Genomic DNA, 16128 nt, shown 5'->3' with positions numbered 1-16128 from the left:
TGGCGCCTTCTCAGCCTTTCCAGACCTGGGGGTTGACCAGGTCCTGCGGGCGTTCGCCGAGCAGCGCGCTGCGCAGGTTGGCCAGCGCCCGGTTGGCCATGGCCGCGCGGGTTTCGTGGGTGGCCGAGCCGATATGCGGCAGGGTCACGGCGTTCTTCAGTTGGAACAGCGGCGATTCGGCCAGCGGTTCCTTCTCGTAGACGTCCAGGCCGGCGCCGCGGATCGTACCGTTCCGCAGTGCCTGGATCAGTGCCGGCTCGTCCACCACTGGGCCGCGGGAAATGTTCACCAGGATCGCCCCTGGTTTCATCAGGCCCAGCTCGCGCTGGCCGATCAGGTGGCGGGTCTTGTCGCTCAGGGGCACCACCAGCACCACGAAGTCGGCTTCGGCCAGCAGTGCGTCGAGGCTGCGGTACTGGGCGCCCAGTTGCTGCTCCAGTTCCGGCTTGCGGCTGTTGCCGCTGTAGAGGATCGGCATGTCGAAACCGAACCGGCCGCGGCGGGCGACGGCGCCCCCGATGTTGCCCATGCCGACGATGCCCAGGGTCTTGCCGTAGACATCGGTGCCGAACAGGTCGGGGCCGATGCTGGCTTTCCACTGGCCGGCCTTGGTCCAGGCATCCAGCTCGGCGACGCGGCGGGCCGTGCTCATCAGCAGGGCGAAGCCGGTGTCGGCGGTGCTTTCGGTGAGCACGTCGGGGGTATTGGTGAGCATGATCCCGCGTTCGCTGAGGTAGGCCACGTCATAGTTGTCGTAGCCGACCGAGACGCTGGAGACCACTTCGAGCTTGCCGGCGTTTTCCAGCTGGGCCCGGCCCAGCTTGCGTCCGACGCCGATCAGGCCGTGGGCGTGGGGCAGGGCTTCGTCGAACTGGGCATTGAGATCGCCGAGCTTGGGATCCGGGACGATCACTTCGAAATCCTGGCGCAGGTGTTCGACCATGGCAGGGGTGATGCGGCTGAAGGCAAGTACGGTTTTTTTCATCGCGAAGCTCATCGAACGGCGGGAGAATAGCAAGCACGCTATCATTTTTCGCCGGTGGGCTGTAGGGGCGAGTAAGGCTTGAGGGCCCCTTCGCGGGCAAGCCACGTTCCAACAAGGTCCGTGTCGAACCACAAATCCGCAAGCGACTGATGACCTGTAGGAGCCGGGCTTGTCCGCGAAGGGCCCTTGAGCCTGCCCACAATCCTGGGCTCTCCCACCGTCTCAGGTGGCCAGGCGCACGCGGTTCATTTCGTAGGCGGCCAGTTCGGCCTGGTGGGCGGCGAGGATTTCCGGCAGCGAGCCGCGCAGGTATTCGACCCAGGTCTTGATCTTGGCATCCAGGTACTGGCGCGACGGATAGATCGCATACAGGTTCAGTTCCTGGGACCGGTAGTCGGGCATCATGCGCACCAGGCTGCCGTTGCGCAGTCCTTCGATGGCCGCGTACACCGGCAGCACGCCCACGCCCATGCCGCTGGTGATCGCGGTTTTCATCGCGTCGGCCGAGTTCACCAGGAACGGCGAGCTGGACAGGGTCACCGCCTCCTGGCCATCCGGGCCGTTGAACGTCCAGTTGTCCAGGGCCGTCACCGGGCTGACCAGGCGCAGGCAGGCATGGTTGAGCAGTTCGCTGGGCTTGCGCGCGCAGCCGTTGGCCTTCACGTACTCGGGCGAGGCGCAGACGATGCTGTAGGTGATGCCGAGGCGCTGCGAGACGAAGCCCGAATCAGGCAGCTCCTTGGCCAGCACGATGGACACGTCGTAGCCTTCGTCGAGCAGGTCCGGCACGCGGTTGGCCAGGGTCAGGTCGAAGGTCACGTCCGGGTGGGTCTTGCGGTAGCGGGCAATCGCATCGATCACGAAATGCTGGCCGACGCCGGTCATGGTGTGCACTTTCAGCAGCCCGGCCGGCCGCGCATGGGCGTCGCTGGCCTCGGCTTCGGCTTCCTCGACGTAGGCCAGGATCTGTTCGCAGCGCAGCAGGTAGCGCTTGCCGGCTTCGGTCAGGGCGATCCGCCGGGTGGTGCGGTTGAGCAGGCGGGTTTGCAGGTGGGCTTCCAGGTTGGAAACCGCGCGCGAGACGTTGGCCGTCGTGGTGTCCAGTTGCACGGCGGCGGCGGTGAAACTCCCGGCTTCGGCCACGCAACTGAAGGCGCGCATGTTTTGCAAGGTGTCCATGGGGCTCTCTCTGAGGCGATGGCAAATTGTGACACGAAGTAACAAGGCGGTGTGCAGCTTGTCGCCGCCGCAATGAGGCGTTTTTGCGCCATCGGCTTCACTCGACCCGCCAGGCTTTCTTGACCTGGGCATCATAGTAGTCGTCGATATAGGCTAAAAACATCTCTTTCAAGGTCTCCCGGGCCTGATGCAGAGTCTGGTCGTTCGGCCTGTCGCGGGCAGCTCTCGCGGCGTTGACCAGGTCGTCGACCACTTGCCGTTTGGCCGGCAGGATGTGGCTTCTGATTTCTTCCAGTTCCTGGATGACCAGCGTTTTTTCGCTGCCATTGGCGATGTTCTGCAGCAGTTCGTCGATCGACTTTGCATGCTTGTCGAGATAGCCGTCCCACCAGAGAATGCCCGCTTCCGTGCGCTTGCCCAGTTTAGCCAGGGCGAGCGGCAAAAGCGGCTCCAGTGACTTGCTACCCAGTTGTTCCCCGAGGAGGGTGTCCACATGGCTGCCGAAGCCGACTTCGACCGTCAATGGAGTGGGTGTATCAAGGGTCTGATCGACATTGTCGGTTTGCGTGAAGAATTGTTGGCGCAACTGGAGCACGGGTTCCCCGCCCTTCATTTTCAGTGAGAACTTCGTCGACGCACCGTGGGATTGATAAAGCGCGGTGCTGACAACCAGGGCGACGATCGGCGCCGGATCGAAGTCCTTGACGCCGATCTGGGACAAGCCGCTCGCGACCAGGTTCTGCACGCTCTCGAGGGTGTTGAACTGACCGTTAACCGTAACATCGATGAAGGTTCCACTCAGGTGGGGATCATCCTCCTCGACGGAAGAAAGGCTGAGCTTCACCCCGAACTCCGCGCTGGCGCCCGCGGCGACCTTGAGCTTCGCTTCGGTGCTGACGCTCGTGGTCTTGGTGTCGGCCTTGGCCGTATGGACCTTCAGGCTGTCGGGACGCAGCAGCAGCGCGTGGTCCTTGAACAACTGGCGAAGGGTGCTGTCCTGCTCCGAACCGTCAGCGATGGCGTGGCACTTCTTGAGGTAGATGTACTGGTTGGCCAACTCCCGGGAGCGATCGTCATTGTTTTCTTCGATCCGGCGCCGCTCCTGGGAGTCCAGGTTGCCCAATAGGGCGCGGGTCAGTTGCTCACTGCCGTGGGTGACATGTTCGTTCAGGTCGCTGATCAGTTGCGTCGGTGTGATGTTGTAGGTGTGGGCCTTGTCGAGGCTCCTTTGGGCGATCTCCGGGGACCAGTCATACAGCCCAATGATATCCAGCGCCTGGCTTTTCGTGGTGTGCAGCACTTCCGCCCTTGCCGCTGCGCCCAGGGTGACGACGCCCAGGCCTTCGAACTGGGCGCTGCCCGTCAGCGCAAACCGCTTGCCGCGCTCGATCTGGAATGGCTGGGCCTTCGGCTGGTGCTGCTCGAACCCGGGTGAACCAAGGCCGTTCTCCAGCAGCTTTCTTTCCAGGTAGGGCTGGCTCTGGGCGGCGAGCCGGATGTTGCGTTTGTAGTGGTTGCAACTGGCGAACAGGTGGCGGCTGTGGGTGAGCATGTCGCGCTTGGAGCCGTTGTACCAGGCCCATTTGGAGCGGCTGCGGGCATCGGCGTAGGCATCGATGTTGCCGTACTTGAGGACGGTGGATTTCTCGAATGACGCACCCATCTGCGCCGAGGCGACAGCGGCCGACAGTTTCGCCGTCACTCCGGCGCTGACGCTGGTGGTGTCCTTGATGATGCGGCCCTGGGTGGTGCTCAGCCCCGTGGAGAGTTCCACGCTGGGTACGAAACGGGCCATCCCCACAGCCCCCACCCCAACCCCTAGCCGGGTGTGGTTACCCATTGCCCCGCCCTCGGCCACCGCGGCCCGGCTCTTGGCCATGGCCTGGTCCAGCACGGTCTTGTCGCGCTGGTCGCGGCTGGCGCGATATTGCCACTTGAGCATCCGGCACAGGTCGCGTTGTTCCTGATACTCGCCGCGCCTGGGTTCGTCGCCGGTACGCGCGAGCTCGTCGAAGGCATGCTGGGCGGCCTTGAAGTACTGATAGCAGGCTTTGGCGTCCTTTCTGCCAGGGCTGCTCGGGTCGTGGGTACCGCTGGTGCGCAGGAGCAACTGTCGATGAAGCTTGTGCAGAGAGGCTTGTCGGGCGCGAGGACTGTCTGCCAGTTTTTCCTGGAAGTGTCCGGAAAGGGTGCCAACGGTGGTCTCGGGGTGGTTCCGGGGAGCAGGCGCGGCGGGCACGGCGGGCACGCCTTGCAGGTGTTCCACGAGATCCAGTCGCGGTGGATTCAGTGCCGGGACTTCATCGTAGTACGAGCCAGTGGGGGTGAACCCTACCAACCTGGGCGTTGCGCGAGTATCTGGAAACAGTGTCTGGTGGTTTTGCACGGAGCTGAAGAGTGTCATGGTTCGTCACCCCGGTGCCTGACAGGTCGTTGTACAGCGCTGCAGGAAGTAATCGCAGGCGGTGAGGATGCCGCTCTTTTCTCCGAAACAGGGTTCGACGAACAGGGCCTTGACGGCCTGGTCGCGAAACCAGGTGTCGAACAGCAGCATCACCGGGTCTCCAGGGCCCTGGACGATGAAGTCGGGTGAGCTGGCTCCGGCCGGTATGTCAGGGCGGGCGAGCATGAGCAGTAGCCTTGGCCGGTCATACTCCAGCCAGAGCCGGTGCTGATCCACGTCGGTGGCAAGTTGGAAGTAGTCGGCCGGGCGGTCCGGCAATTGGCTTTGCAGAAGGCTGATGAGGTCATCACGGATGGCTTCGGACATGGCGAGCGCCCTGTTTCAGTCGACGGAGTGTTTGGCGGCACTGGAGAGGTTGAAGAAGAGGGTCAGGTCCTTCAGCACCTGCTGCTCGGAGTGAGCGGCGCTGATCAGACCCCTGACGACGGGCGTGGGAGCCTGGCAATCGATGCTCATGCCGTGGCGACACAGGCTCAGGTTCAGCCGTTGCCAGTGCCGCGTCGCGATATGCCCGACGCCTTGCAAGGCCCGACTGACCCGGTAGCCGTCGGCGTATTCGAGGGTGCACGGGTCGCCGTCCAGGGTCAGCAGGTGCAGGCGGTTTTCCCGCCGCTCGACCGCGATTCGCAGGTCGCCGTGCAGGCAGCGTTGCAGGGTGTTCAGGGGATCGAGAGGAGGCGGAGGGGGGCCGTAGAGACTACGGCGTTGGCGCAGTTCGAGAGACAGGTTCATGGGACGCCTCTGACTTGTGTTTTTTATCAGTCTGGTGACAACGTCGGTGTGGATTCAGACTGGCATGGCGGCTGGGCCGCCAATATCACAATGCGCTCATGGACCTGCTCGCCACGGCACCTCATTTCGCCATCGCCGATGCCGGATTATCGCGGGAACGGTAACAGATATTCGCAGGAATCCACGCTTATCGCCGTGCCGGGCGCCCCCTAGAATTGCCGCTCCAAAGCCTCTCCATCCATGTCGGGAATTCGCAGCAGTGCCGCGTCGCATCAGCAGAGAGTTGAAGACTCTCAGTGTTTGGGTTTTATCCTTGGCAATCGGCGGCTGCATCGGAACCGGAGGGATTGCCCCACAGGGCAGGAGCCTCGCCGCCAACACCCTTTCCACCGACGAAGCGATCCGGAACGCCGCCCGCGACGCACACTGGCCAACGGCCCGTTGGTGGCAGGCCTATGGCGATCCGCAACTCGACCAATGGCTCGACCAGGCGCTGCAAGTCAGCCCGAGCCTGGCCATGGCCGCCGCCCGGGTGCGCCAGGCCCGGGCCCTGGCCGGCCTCGCCGAATCGGCGGAGTCGCTGCAGGTCAACGGCCAATCGACCCTCAAGCGCCACAAATGGGCCACCGATCAGTTCTATGGTCCCGGTGAACTGGCCGGTTCGAACACCTGGGACAACAATGCGGCGTTGGGCCTGAGCTATTCCCTCGACCTCTGGGGCCGCGAGAGCAACGCGACCGAACGCGCCGTGGACCTGGCGCACATGAGCGTCGCCGAAGAGCGCCAGGCCCGCCTGGAGTTGCAGGACAATATCGTCCGCGCCTACATCCAACTGTCGTTGCACTACGCCCAGCGCGATATCGTCGAGGCGACCCTCGCCCAGCAGACGCAGATTCTCGACCTGGCGCAACGCCGCCTGGCCGGCGGCATCGGCACCCAGTTCGAAGTCAGCCAGGCCCGGGCGCCGTTGCCGGAAACCCACCGCCAGCTCGATGCGCTGGACGAGGAAATCGCCCTGAGCCGCAACCAGTTGGCGGCCCTGGCCGGTCTTGGTCCGGGGGATGGCGCGCGCCTGAAGCGTCCGTCGCTGTCCCTGCGTACCGCGCTGAAACTGCCCTCGGCGCTGCCGGTCGAGCTGCTCGGTCAACGCCCGGATGTGGTTGCCAGCCGCTGGCAGGTCGCGGCCCAGGCTCGTGGTATCGATGTCGCGCATGCCGGGTTCTATCCCAATGTCGACCTGGTCGGCAGCCTCGGCTACATGGCCACTGGCGGCGGCATGCTGGAGTTCCTGGCGGGCAAGAAATTCAACTACAGCGTCGGCCCGGCGATTTCGCTGCCGATCTTCGACGGTGGCCGCCTGCGCGCCGAACTGGGCGAGGCCACGGCCGGCTACGACATGGCCGTGGCCCATTACAACCAGACGCTGGTCAATGCCCTCAAGAGCATTTCCGATCGCTTGATTCGCCGCGAGTCGATGGACAAGCAGCAGGCCTTCGCCGCCGAGTCGGTGGCAGCCGCGCAGAAAACCTACGACCTGGCGATGATCGCCTACCAGCGTGGCCTCACCGACTACCTCAACGTGCTCAATGCGCAGACCCTGCTGTTCCACCAGCAGCAGGTCGAGCAGCAGGTCCAGGCCGCGCGCCTGAGCGCCCACGCCGAACTGGTCACCGCCCTGGGCGGCGGCCTTGGCGCGGGCAGCGATGTGCCGGCGCCGGAGCGTAGCGTGCCGTCCAAACCACCCTCCGTGCTGGCCGCCTTCGATCACTGAGAATCACCTCCATGACTCCCTTGCCCGCCCCGGTGCGCTGGCTGTATTCCCTCGAATGGCGTCGCGGTTTCTTTGACTGGGCACGCAGCGATGGCGTGACCTGGGTCTACATTTTCAAGGTCCTGGCCGCCGCCTTCCTGACCCTCTGGCTGGCCATGCGCCTGGAGCTGCCGCAGCCGCGGACGGCGATGATCACCGTGTTCATCGTCATGCAGCCACAAAGCGGCCATGTGTTCGCCAAGAGTTTCTACCGCCTGCTCGGCACCCTGGCCGGTTCGGCGATGATGGTGCTGCTGATCGCCCTGTTCGCGCAGAACACCGAGCTGTTTCTCGGGGCACTGGCGATCTGGGTCGGGATCTGCTCGGCGGGCGCGGCGCGCAACCGCAACTTCCGCGCCTACGGTTTCGTCCTCGCCGGCTACACCGCCGCGATGGTCGGCCTGCCGGCCCTGGCGCACCCGGAAGGGGCGTTCATGGCCGCCGTGTGGCGTGTGCTGGAGATTGCCCTGGGGCTGGTCTGCTCGACCTTCGTCAGCGCCGCGATCCTCCCGCAGAGTGCCAGTGCGGCGATGCGCAATGCGCTCTATCAGCGCTTCGGCGCCTTTGCCGGGTTCGTCAGCAGCGGCCTGCGCGGCCCGCATGCCAGTGCCGCGTTCGAGACCGCGAACATCGGTTTCATCGCCCAGGCCGTGGGGATCGAAGGCCTGCGCAGTGTCACCGTGTTCGAAGACCCGCACATGCGCCGACGCAATGGCCGGCTGAACCGCCTGAACAGCGAGTTTATGACCCTGACCACCCGCTTCAATGCCCTGCACCAGCTGTTGGAACGCTTGCGCACCGACGAGTCGTCGACGGTCTTCGCCGCCATCGAACCGGGATTCCTCGGCCTGGCCGAACGGCTCGACGGTTTTGCCGGGCGCGGCCTGACCGACGCCGATGCGGCGCGTCTGGCGCAGCAGTTGGCCGAGTACAAGTCGGGCCTGCCGGAGCAGGTCCGCAGCCTGCGCTCGGCCTTCCAGGAGAACGGGCCGGACGAGGCCGGCCTGCTGGATTTCCACACCGCCTTCGAGTTGCTCTACCGCTTCGTCGAGGAACTGCACAGTTACGCGCTGACTCACGCGTCCCTGGCCGACCACCGCCATGAGCGCGAGCAGTGGGACGAACCCTTCGTGCCCAAGACCAACTGGCTGGCCGCCTCGGCCTCGGGCATCCGTGCCGCCTTCATCCTGCTGGTGCTGGGCAGCTATTGGGTCGCCACCGCCTGGCCGAGCGGGGCGACCATGACCCTGATCGCCGCCGCCACGGTGGGCCTGTCGGCGGCCACGCCGAATCCCAAGCGCATGTCGTTCCAGATGGCCTGCGGAACCTTTCTCGGTGCGCTGATCGGCTTCGGCGAGATGTTCTTCGTATTCCCCTGGATCGATGGTTTCCCACTGCTGTGCCTGGTGCTCGCGCCGGTCTTCGTGCTTGGCGCGTTCCTCGCCTCGCGTCCGGCCTACCTGGGGGTTGGCGTCGGTCTGCTGATCTTCTTCAGCACCGGCTCGGTGCCGGACAACCTGACGGTCTACAACCCCTACACCTTCATCAATGACTACATCGGCATGGTCATGGGCATGCTGGTCTGCGCCGCGGCCGGGGCGATCATCCTGCCGCCCAACAGCCGCTGGCTGTGGCGTCGGCTGGAGCAGGACCTGCGCGAGCAGGTGGTGTTCGCCATCAGCGGCAGGCTCAAGGGCCTCGGCTCGGCCTTCGAGAGCGGCACCCGTGACCTGCTGCACCAGGCCTATGGTTTCGCCGCGGGCCAGCCGCAGGTGCAAAGCTCGCTGCTGCGCTGGATGTTCGTGGTGCTGGAGGTCGGCCACGCCATCATCGAACTGCGCAAGGAACAGGCGATCCTGCCGGTGCACCCGGCGTATGCCGAGTCGCAGCCCTGGCGCCAGTCGATCCGGGTCATGGGCCGCTCGCTGATGCGCCTGTTCATCCAGCCCGGCGCCAGCAACCTGGAACGCGCGCTGGTGGCGGTGGACCACGCGATCAGCCGGGTGCAGGCCACCGACGAACCCTTTGCCCGCCACTTCGATACCTCGGTGCTGCGTCGGGTGCAGAGCTACCTGCACTTCATCCGCACCTCGCTGCTGGACCCGCGTTCGCCGCTGGCGGCCCTGGGTCATCCACAAGGAACCGCCCATGCTTCGTGAAATCGCCTTCCACGGCCTCTACCTGCCGACCGTGACCCTGGTGTTCCTGGTCGCCGCCGGGGTCGGCTGGGCGCTCGACCGTTTCATCGCCAGCCACGACCTGTATCGCTTCTTCTGGCATCCGGCGCTGCTGCGCCTGAGCCTGTTCAGCTGCATCTTCGGCGCCCTGGCGCTCACTGTTTATCGTTGAGAACGACCTGATGAAAAAGCTTTTCAGCCTGCTCGCCACCTTGCTGGTCCTGGCCCTCGCGATCTGGATCGGCCGGTTGCTGTGGGTGCAGTACATGGAAACGCCCTGGACCCGCGACGGCCGGGTGCGGGCCGACATCATCAACGTCGCGGCGGACGTCACCGGCGAGGTGGTAGACGTGCCGGTGCGCGACAACCAGATGGTGAAGAAGGGCGACCTGCTGATGCAGATCGATCCTGAACACTACCGCATCGCGGTCAAGCAGGCGCAGTCGCTGGTGGACTCGCGCAAGGCCACCTGGGAGATGCGCAAGGTCAACGCCCATCGCCGTGCCGACCTGGACAACCTGGTGATCTCCAAGGAGAGCCGCGACGACGCCGGCAACCTCGCCGACGCCGCGCTGGCCGACTACCAGCAGGCCCAGGCGCAACTGGAGGCGGCGCAACTGAACCTGGCGCGCACACAAGTGCGGGCGGCAGTGGATGGCTACGTCACCAACCTCAACGTCCACCGCGGCGACTACGCACGCATGGGCGAGGCGAAGATGGCGGTGGTCGACATGCACTCGTTCTGGGTCTATGGCTTCTTCGAGGAGACCAAGCTGCCCCACGTGAAGGTCGGCGACCCGGCGGACATGCAACTGATGAGCGGGCAGGTGCTCAGGGGGCATGTGGAGAGCATTTCGCGGGGTATCTACGATCGGGACAACCCCGAGAGCCGTGAACTGATCGCCGATGTGAACCCGACCTTCAACTGGGTGCGCCTGGCCCAGCGGGTGCCGGTGCGGATCCACATCGACGAGGTGCCCGACGGTGTGCTGCTGGCGGCGGGGATCACCTGCACCGTGGTGGTCAAGCCGACGGCGGAGTGACGAATGGCTGCGGTCAAGGCTTGCAGCCCTCTTCGCGGATGAGTCCGGCTCCCACGGCTGTGCATCTTCAACAATCGTGTCTAGAGGCGCACACCCAAGCCAAACTTCTTCATCAGCACTTTCTCCAGCAACCCCTTGGGCAGCAGGTTCGCCATCAGCGGCAGGGCCCGGCTGCCGTTGCCCAGGCGCAGCAGGCGTGGCGGTTTTGGCTGAGTGACGGCCTTGAGCAGGCCGGCGGCGAATTCGCTGGCCGGAGTCGGCCGGTTCTGCGAAGCGTTGGCCCGCGCCCGGATGCCTTCGCGCAACGGCCACCAGGGCGAGGTCTCGGCGATCAGTTGCTCGGCCTCATGGCTGGCATTCCTGGCGAAATGGGTGTCGATGGCGCCGGGCTGCACTTCCATCACCCGTACGCCAAACGGCGCCAGTTCCATGCGCAGGGCATCGCTCAAGGCATGCACCGCCGCCTTGGACGCGCAGTAGGCGCCGGCGAACGGCGTGACCAGCACCCCCGAGACGCTGCCGACATTCACCACCAGCCCGCGGCTGCGGCGCAGCGCCGGGAGCAGGGCGCGGGTCACGCCGACGAGGGCGAAGACGTTGGTCTCGAACTGGCGCTGCAGGGCCGCGGTACCTCCGTCGAGCAACGGGCCCATGGCACCGTAGCCGGCGTTGTTGATCAGGATGTCCAGCCCCGCCGGAGAACGTTCGATGCGTTCGGCCAACTGCTGCAATGCGTCGCCATCGTTGACATCCAGCTGCACGGCGGTGAATCCGGCGGTGGCCAGGGCGGCGACATCCTCGGTCTTGCGCGCGGTGGCCCAGACTTCATGCCCTGCGCCCCTGAACGCTTCGGCGAGGGCGCGGCCGATGCCGCTGGAACATCCGGTGATCAAGGTGACGGGCATGGACACATCCTCATGAGGCCTGAGAGTCGAAGGCCTCCGAGAATACCTTGTCCGTGACAAAAAGGAGCGAGTCGAGCCCCTGCTTGATCTTTTCCCGGTTGGTGCCATGCATGCGGGTCTGGCCTCCATGCCCATCGAGAAAGAACAGGGTGGGGACGAACTGGATCTCGATATCGGGTTGCAGCAGCTTGAAGATCGGGAAACTGAGCTGGAAAAACGCCACCTTGCCCCGGTAGGGGCCAGCGGCCAGGGCGGCGATCTGCGGCTTGAGCTGTTCGCATGGCGGGCAGCCACGACCGTAGACCAGTACCACCGAAGGCCTGGGGCGGATCAGCGGCACTTCCAGGCTGCCCAGCTCGCTGCGGAACGCGCGCCGGGTCTTTATTTCGGTGACTGTGGTGTCGCTCTTCATTCTCACTCCCTGCCGGATGGGGTGCCGCCAAGGGAGTTATTCAACGCCAAAATCAGAGGATTGTAACCTGTCAGAAATAACAGGTGGCTAAGTGATATTATCGGTTCAGCCGGAGAAACTGCCCTGCAGGCGCTCGGCACGAAACTCCAGGGTCTGTGGGCGATAACCGGGACGCAGAGGGGGCATCGGCAGGCAATCCTCCCAGACGCCGGCGGCCTGCAATTCGCCCGGACCGCGATAGCGGGGGGCGGTGTAGCTGTTTTCAGCGAGGTTGACGGTATCGCCCGGGGCATAGGCGGCGATGCGCCAGCGCAGTTCGAGCAGAGGCACGTTGTTGTCGTTTTTCATTTTCAGTTGCAGCGGTCGGTCGGCCGGGCAATGCTCGGGGGCATAGCTGATGCGCATCTCCAGGCGCGCCAGTTGCCGGGCTTCGCGGCTATCGGTCCAGGCCACCCAGGCGGCCACCATGCCGAGTCCGGCCAGGGCGGCCATGGACACCGGCAGGGCCTTGGCCGGGTAGCGCAGCAGCAGGATCAGCCAGGTGACGATCAGCAGGACGCCGATGAACATGAAGGGGTGCCTCGAAAATGCGGGAAGCCTCATCCTGACAGTGTAGGTGGCTCGGGTCCATCCTGGGGAGCGCCTGTATCAGGTGTCGCCGCGATCCCTGTGGGAGTCGGCCGGGCGGCTCCCACGGTTCTGCGGTGTCTGTCGTTTCCTGGAAGTCTGTTCTTCCGCTCGCCGGCAGGGGAGTAAAGACAGTTGGCTCCCACAGGGGGGACAGGGCAGGAGGGACACCCCCGGCCCTGCCCGCCGCGGATAGGGGACGCGACGGACAGGACGGAGGTGGTGGAACGCGGTGCGTCACTGGGCGATGGTTTTCACCGAAACGCCACGTTCGACCGGGGTCGAACGGCCGTAGATATCTTCGAAACGCTCGATATCGTCTTCGCCCAGGTAGCTGCCCGACTGCACTTCGATGATCTCCAGCGGGATCTTGCCCGGGTTGCGCAGGCGGTGCACCGAGGCGATCGGGATGTAGGTGGACTGGTTCTCGCAGAGCAGGAACACGTTCTCGTCGCAGGTCACTTCGGCGGTGCCGCTGACCACGATCCAGTGTTCGGCGCGGTGGTGGTGCATCTGCAGCGACAGGCACGCCCCCGGTTTCACCGTGATGTGCTTGACCTGGAAGCGTCCGCCCATGTCCACCGAGTCATAGGAACCCCATGGCCGGTAGACTTCGCAGTGGTTCAGGGTCTCGTTGCGGCCCTGTTCGTTGAGGGTGTTGACCATCTGTTTGACGCCCTGGACCTTGTCCTTGTGGGCGATCATCATCGCGTCCTTGGTCTCGACCACGACGATGTTTTCCAGGCCGATCACCGACACCAGCTTGCCGTTGCCGTGGATCATGCAGTTGCGACTGTCCTGGATCACCACGTCGCCCTTGCTGACGTTGCCGTTCTCGTCCTTTTCATGCACGTCCCACAGCGACGACCAGCAACCGACGTCGCTCCAGCCAGCGCTGAGCGGGACCACGCAGGCACGCTGGGTCTTTTCCATCACCGCGTAGTCAATGGAGTTGTCAGGGCACTGGGCGAAGGTGGCCTCGTCGAGGGTCACGCTGTCGGCGTCCTGCTGGCTGCGCTCGAGGGTCAGCAGGCAGGTGTCGTAGATGTCCGGATCGTGTTTTTTCAGCTCTTCGAGGAAGCGGCTGGCGCGGAACAGGAACATGCCGCTGTTCCAGTAGTAGCCGCCGGCCTCGACGAATTCGTTGGCGCGTTTTTCATCCGGCTTCTCGACGAACTGCGAGACCCGGCTGACGCCTTCCGGCAGCAGCGCATCGTTGCTCGACTTGATATAGCCATAGCCGGTTTCCGGCTTGGTCGCCGGCACACCGAACAGCACCATCTCGCCGCGCTCGGCGGCCACGGTGGCCAGGGCCAGGGCGCGTTGCAGGCCTTTCTGGTCTTCCAGCACATGGTCGGCGGGCAGCACCAGCATCAGCTCGTCACGGCCCTCGTTGACCAGCAGCATGGCGGTCAGGGCCACGGCGGGGGCGGTGTTGCGGCCGAAAGGTTCCATCAGGATGCGTTGGGCTTCGAGTTTGCGCTCCTGCAACTGTTCGCTGACGATGAAGCGGTGGTCCTTGTTGCAGACCACGATCGGGGTGTCCATGCCTTCGAACACCAGGCGTTCGATGGTCTGCTGGAACAGGGTCTGCTCGCCGGTCAGGGCGAGGAACTGCTTGGGAAACTGCTTGCGCGACAGTGGCCAGAGACGGGAGCCGCTACCACCAGAGAGGATTACCGGGATCATGCTGTTACTCCTTTAAACGATATTGGGTTCAGAGCTACTGTGTGCTGTCTTGTTGTTGTCCAGTGCCGGACGATGCGCGTGGGCGGGGCAGCACCTGCCCGCAGGAGCAAGGCTTGCCTGCGAAGGCGTACTCCAGGTCGCCAGAAGCTTCGCGGGCAAGTCGGGTCGCCGCACCGCCTGCTCCGGCAGGGGCAGATGTCGAGCCCGCACGCTCAGGTCGCGTTCGTCCGGCGAATTCATCAGCGGGTCGACACCGGGCGCTTGACCCAGACCGGCGACAGGCTGCTGCCGCTGCCGGTGACGTAGAGCACCGCCGCTTCACCGCGCTCCAGGGCGACCGGCTTGAGGTCAGTGACCTTCTGGTTGCCGTCGTACAGGGCGAAGCTGACTTTCACCGGGTTGATCTCGCGCTCGCCACGGCCCTTGGCGGCCACCGACTGAACCACGTCGGTCTTGCCGTCGGCGGTCTTGAGGGTCAGCGCCTTGTCACTGAGGTTCTGTACGCGCACCAGGGACTTCTGCTTGTTCTTGAACGGTGGTTCCTCGATCAGTTGCGGCTGGCCGCTGGCGTTGTTGACCAGGGTGTAATAGTGATCGGGAGCGAGTTTCACCGGCAGGCTCTGGCTGCCGACCTTGGCGCTGTAGTCGCCGCCGGGCATGAAGCTGAAGTCGCTGCTGGCCAGTGGCGCGACGTCGTTGAGCGCGGTGGCACCGACGGTGGCGCTGACTTCCTGGTTGCTGGCGTTGTACAGGCGCACGAAGCTCGAGCCTTTCGGTGCGGTCGGGCCGTACAGGGCGGCGTCGCCGGCAGCCCAGACCTGCAGCGAGAGCAGACTGAGACCTGCGGCCATGGCCAGGGTCTTGAGGGTACGGCCTTGGGTGTTACCAGTCGTAGTAAAAGTCATGGTGCATACCTCTTTTTCAGTTTTGCGCCTGTTCAGGCGACTCGGATCGGGTTGTGTTCAGAACCAGGTTCTGTTGGCGGATACCCGCGGCTTTCAATTGCGCGACCCACTGTGGGTCGGCATCGCCGATTTCGTTGTTGACCGGCAGGTAGCGTTCCGGGAATTCCCAGATCAGCACCTGTGGCGGGTTGTTCTTGAAGGCATCGCTTTTGAGGTAGGCGAGCATCGGCAGGATCGGGCCATGGCCGTCTTCGGCGTAATTGACCACGTCGCTGTGCAGGGCCTGCTTCAGGGCGCCGACGAAGTTCCAGTTCGGGTTGGCGCTGTAGCTGGTGCCGATCAGCGCCACCGGTACCTCGTTGTCGGCGAACAGGGCATCGTCGCCGGCCGCCGGGGTTTCGACCGCACGGGTGACGCGTTTCTCCAGGGGCTCCTTCGCAGGCATCAGGTTTTCGAACAGAGGGTCCAGTGGCAGGAACAGGCGCAGGTCGCCCTTGTGCGTTTCGGTCTTCTCGGTCTCGGTGACAAAGCGCTGCGGCTGGCCACTGAGTGGCATGGCCTGGGCAATCGCCTTGGCCAGTTGGGTCGCGGCGACCTGGGCACCGTCCGGGGTCCAGTGGGTGTCGGTGCGCAGGAAGACCTGCTGGCCATGCTGCTTGGCCTGTTGCAGGGGGCCGAGCAGGTCGGGGGCGAGGATCTGATCGGCGGCGGCGCGGGCGTGGAAGTCGCGGTACAGGTCGGCATGGATGCTGGCCGGGCGCTCGTCGCCGAGGTGTTCCGGATACAGCCGGACCTTGGCCGGGACGATCGCCAGCACCAGGTTCACGCCCTTGGCCTTGAGGGTCTGGCGTACGCCTTCGACCAGCGCGTAGTTGCCCTGCAGGTTCTGCTGCTGGTCGACGCTCGGCTTGAATTCCTCGTCGCTGTAGAGCCACTGGTCACGGCCCAGCACCACGCCGGGGCGGCCTTCGTTGAACAGCTTGAAGTCCAGCGCGGCCCAGAGGTTGGTACCCAGGCGCTTGATCGGGAACTCGTCGTCGTAGCGGGTTTCGATGGCTTTGGCCCAGCGCCCGTTGAGGAACGTGGCGTCGGGGTTGGTGCTGAAACCGATGAGGCTGCGCAGGGACCACACGCCCAGCACCAGCAGCAGGGCGAGGAACAGCGCGATATAGAGGATGCGTAATGAGCGGGTCATGGTCG

The 16128-nt window shown here is 64.7% G+C and carries 15 protein-coding genes; 4 read left to right on the top strand and 11 right to left on the bottom strand.

From position 1 onward, the window contains the following. Positions 1-10: 10 nt before the first annotated feature. The 5 genes from K675_RS0114500 to K675_RS0114480 form a co-directional block, all read right to left on the bottom strand. Positions 11-985, bottom strand: a complete 975-nt coding sequence (locus K675_RS0114500) for a 2-hydroxyacid dehydrogenase (protein ID WP_026145197.1) — start codon at positions 983-985, stop codon at positions 11-13. 222 nt (positions 986-1207) lie between these two features. Beyond that, positions 1208-2164 (bottom strand): LysR family transcriptional regulator, encoded by a 957-nt coding sequence (locus K675_RS0114495; protein WP_017904228.1) that lies wholly within the window; start codon positions 2162-2164, stop codon positions 1208-1210. Between the two features lie 97 nt (positions 2165-2261). Further along, the gene (locus tag K675_RS0114490; RefSeq protein WP_232434432.1) at positions 2262-4430 is read right to left on the bottom strand and encodes a hypothetical protein; all 2169 of its coding nucleotides are present in this window, start codon (positions 4428-4430) and stop codon (positions 2262-2264) included. 144 nt (positions 4431-4574) lie between these two features. Further along, positions 4575-4934, bottom strand: a complete 360-nt coding sequence (locus tag K675_RS0114485; RefSeq protein ID WP_017904226.1) for a hypothetical protein — start codon at positions 4932-4934, stop codon at positions 4575-4577. Between the two features lie 15 nt (positions 4935-4949). Further along, positions 4950-5360 carry a hypothetical protein gene (locus K675_RS0114480; RefSeq protein WP_017904225.1) on the bottom strand — a complete coding sequence of 137 codons (411 nt, stop codon included), beginning with the start codon at positions 5358-5360 and terminating at the stop codon, positions 4950-4952. A 259-nt stretch (positions 5361-5619) separates the two neighbouring features. Between K675_RS0114480 and K675_RS0114475 the strand changes: the two genes are divergently transcribed. Genes K675_RS0114475 through K675_RS0114460 form a run of 4 tightly spaced genes read left to right on the top strand, consistent with a single transcriptional unit; the run spans position 5620 to position 10390 of the window. Beyond that, positions 5620-7131 carry an efflux transporter outer membrane subunit gene (locus K675_RS0114475; protein ID WP_026145196.1) on the top strand — a complete coding sequence of 504 codons (1512 nt, stop codon included), beginning with the start codon at positions 5620-5622 and terminating at the stop codon, positions 7129-7131. A gap of 11 nt (positions 7132-7142) precedes the next feature. Continuing rightward, on the top strand, positions 7143-9329 hold the full coding sequence (locus K675_RS0114470; protein WP_017904223.1) for an FUSC family protein: 2187 nt from the start codon (positions 7143-7145) through the stop codon (positions 9327-9329). Further along, positions 9319-9519: a DUF1656 domain-containing protein gene (locus K675_RS0114465; protein WP_010445139.1), complete on the top strand. Its 201-nt coding sequence runs from the start codon at positions 9319-9321 to the stop codon at positions 9517-9519. The genes K675_RS0114470 and K675_RS0114465 overlap by 11 nt, the downstream gene beginning before the upstream one ends. A gap of 10 nt (positions 9520-9529) precedes the next feature. Next, positions 9530-10390, top strand: coding sequence for an efflux RND transporter periplasmic adaptor subunit (locus K675_RS0114460; protein ID WP_017904222.1), 861 nt, complete (start codon positions 9530-9532; stop codon positions 10388-10390). Positions 10391-10470: 80 nt separating this feature from the next. On the opposite strand, the gene K675_RS0114455 is transcribed toward K675_RS0114460, so the two are convergent. The 6 genes from K675_RS0114455 to K675_RS0114430 form a co-directional block, all read right to left on the bottom strand. Next, positions 10471-11295: an SDR family oxidoreductase gene (locus tag K675_RS0114455; protein WP_017904221.1), complete on the bottom strand. Its 825-nt coding sequence runs from the start codon at positions 11293-11295 to the stop codon at positions 10471-10473. A gap of 10 nt (positions 11296-11305) precedes the next feature. Continuing rightward, a complete protein-coding gene (locus tag K675_RS0114450) occupies positions 11306-11707 on the bottom strand; it encodes a thioredoxin domain-containing protein (RefSeq protein WP_017904220.1) in 402 nt (133 codons plus the stop codon). A 105-nt stretch (positions 11708-11812) separates the two neighbouring features. After that, on the bottom strand, positions 11813-12277 hold the full coding sequence (locus K675_RS0114445) for a hypothetical protein (RefSeq protein ID WP_017904219.1): 465 nt from the start codon (positions 12275-12277) through the stop codon (positions 11813-11815). A 294-nt stretch (positions 12278-12571) separates the two neighbouring features. After that, the gene (locus K675_RS0114440; protein ID WP_017904218.1) at positions 12572-14023 is read right to left on the bottom strand and encodes a mannose-1-phosphate guanylyltransferase/mannose-6-phosphate isomerase; all 1452 of its coding nucleotides are present in this window, start codon (positions 14021-14023) and stop codon (positions 12572-12574) included. Positions 14024-14262: 239 nt separating this feature from the next. Further along, entirely contained in the window at positions 14263-14928 is a 666-nt protein-coding gene (locus tag K675_RS0114435; protein ID WP_017904217.1) for an alginate O-acetyltransferase AlgF, read from the bottom strand. Between the two features lie 16 nt (positions 14929-14944). Further along, positions 14945-16123 carry an alginate O-acetyltransferase gene (locus K675_RS0114430; protein ID WP_017904216.1) on the bottom strand — a complete coding sequence of 393 codons (1179 nt, stop codon included), beginning with the start codon at positions 16121-16123 and terminating at the stop codon, positions 14945-14947. Positions 16124-16128: the final 5 nt, after the last annotated feature.

Source organism: Pseudomonas fuscovaginae SE-1, from assembly GCF_000364705.1.
Lineage (GTDB): Bacteria > Pseudomonadota > Gammaproteobacteria > Pseudomonadales > Pseudomonadaceae > Aquipseudomonas > Aquipseudomonas fuscovaginae_A.
Note: the sequence above shows the minus strand (reverse complement) of the source record. Positions and strands in the feature narration are given on the sequence as shown.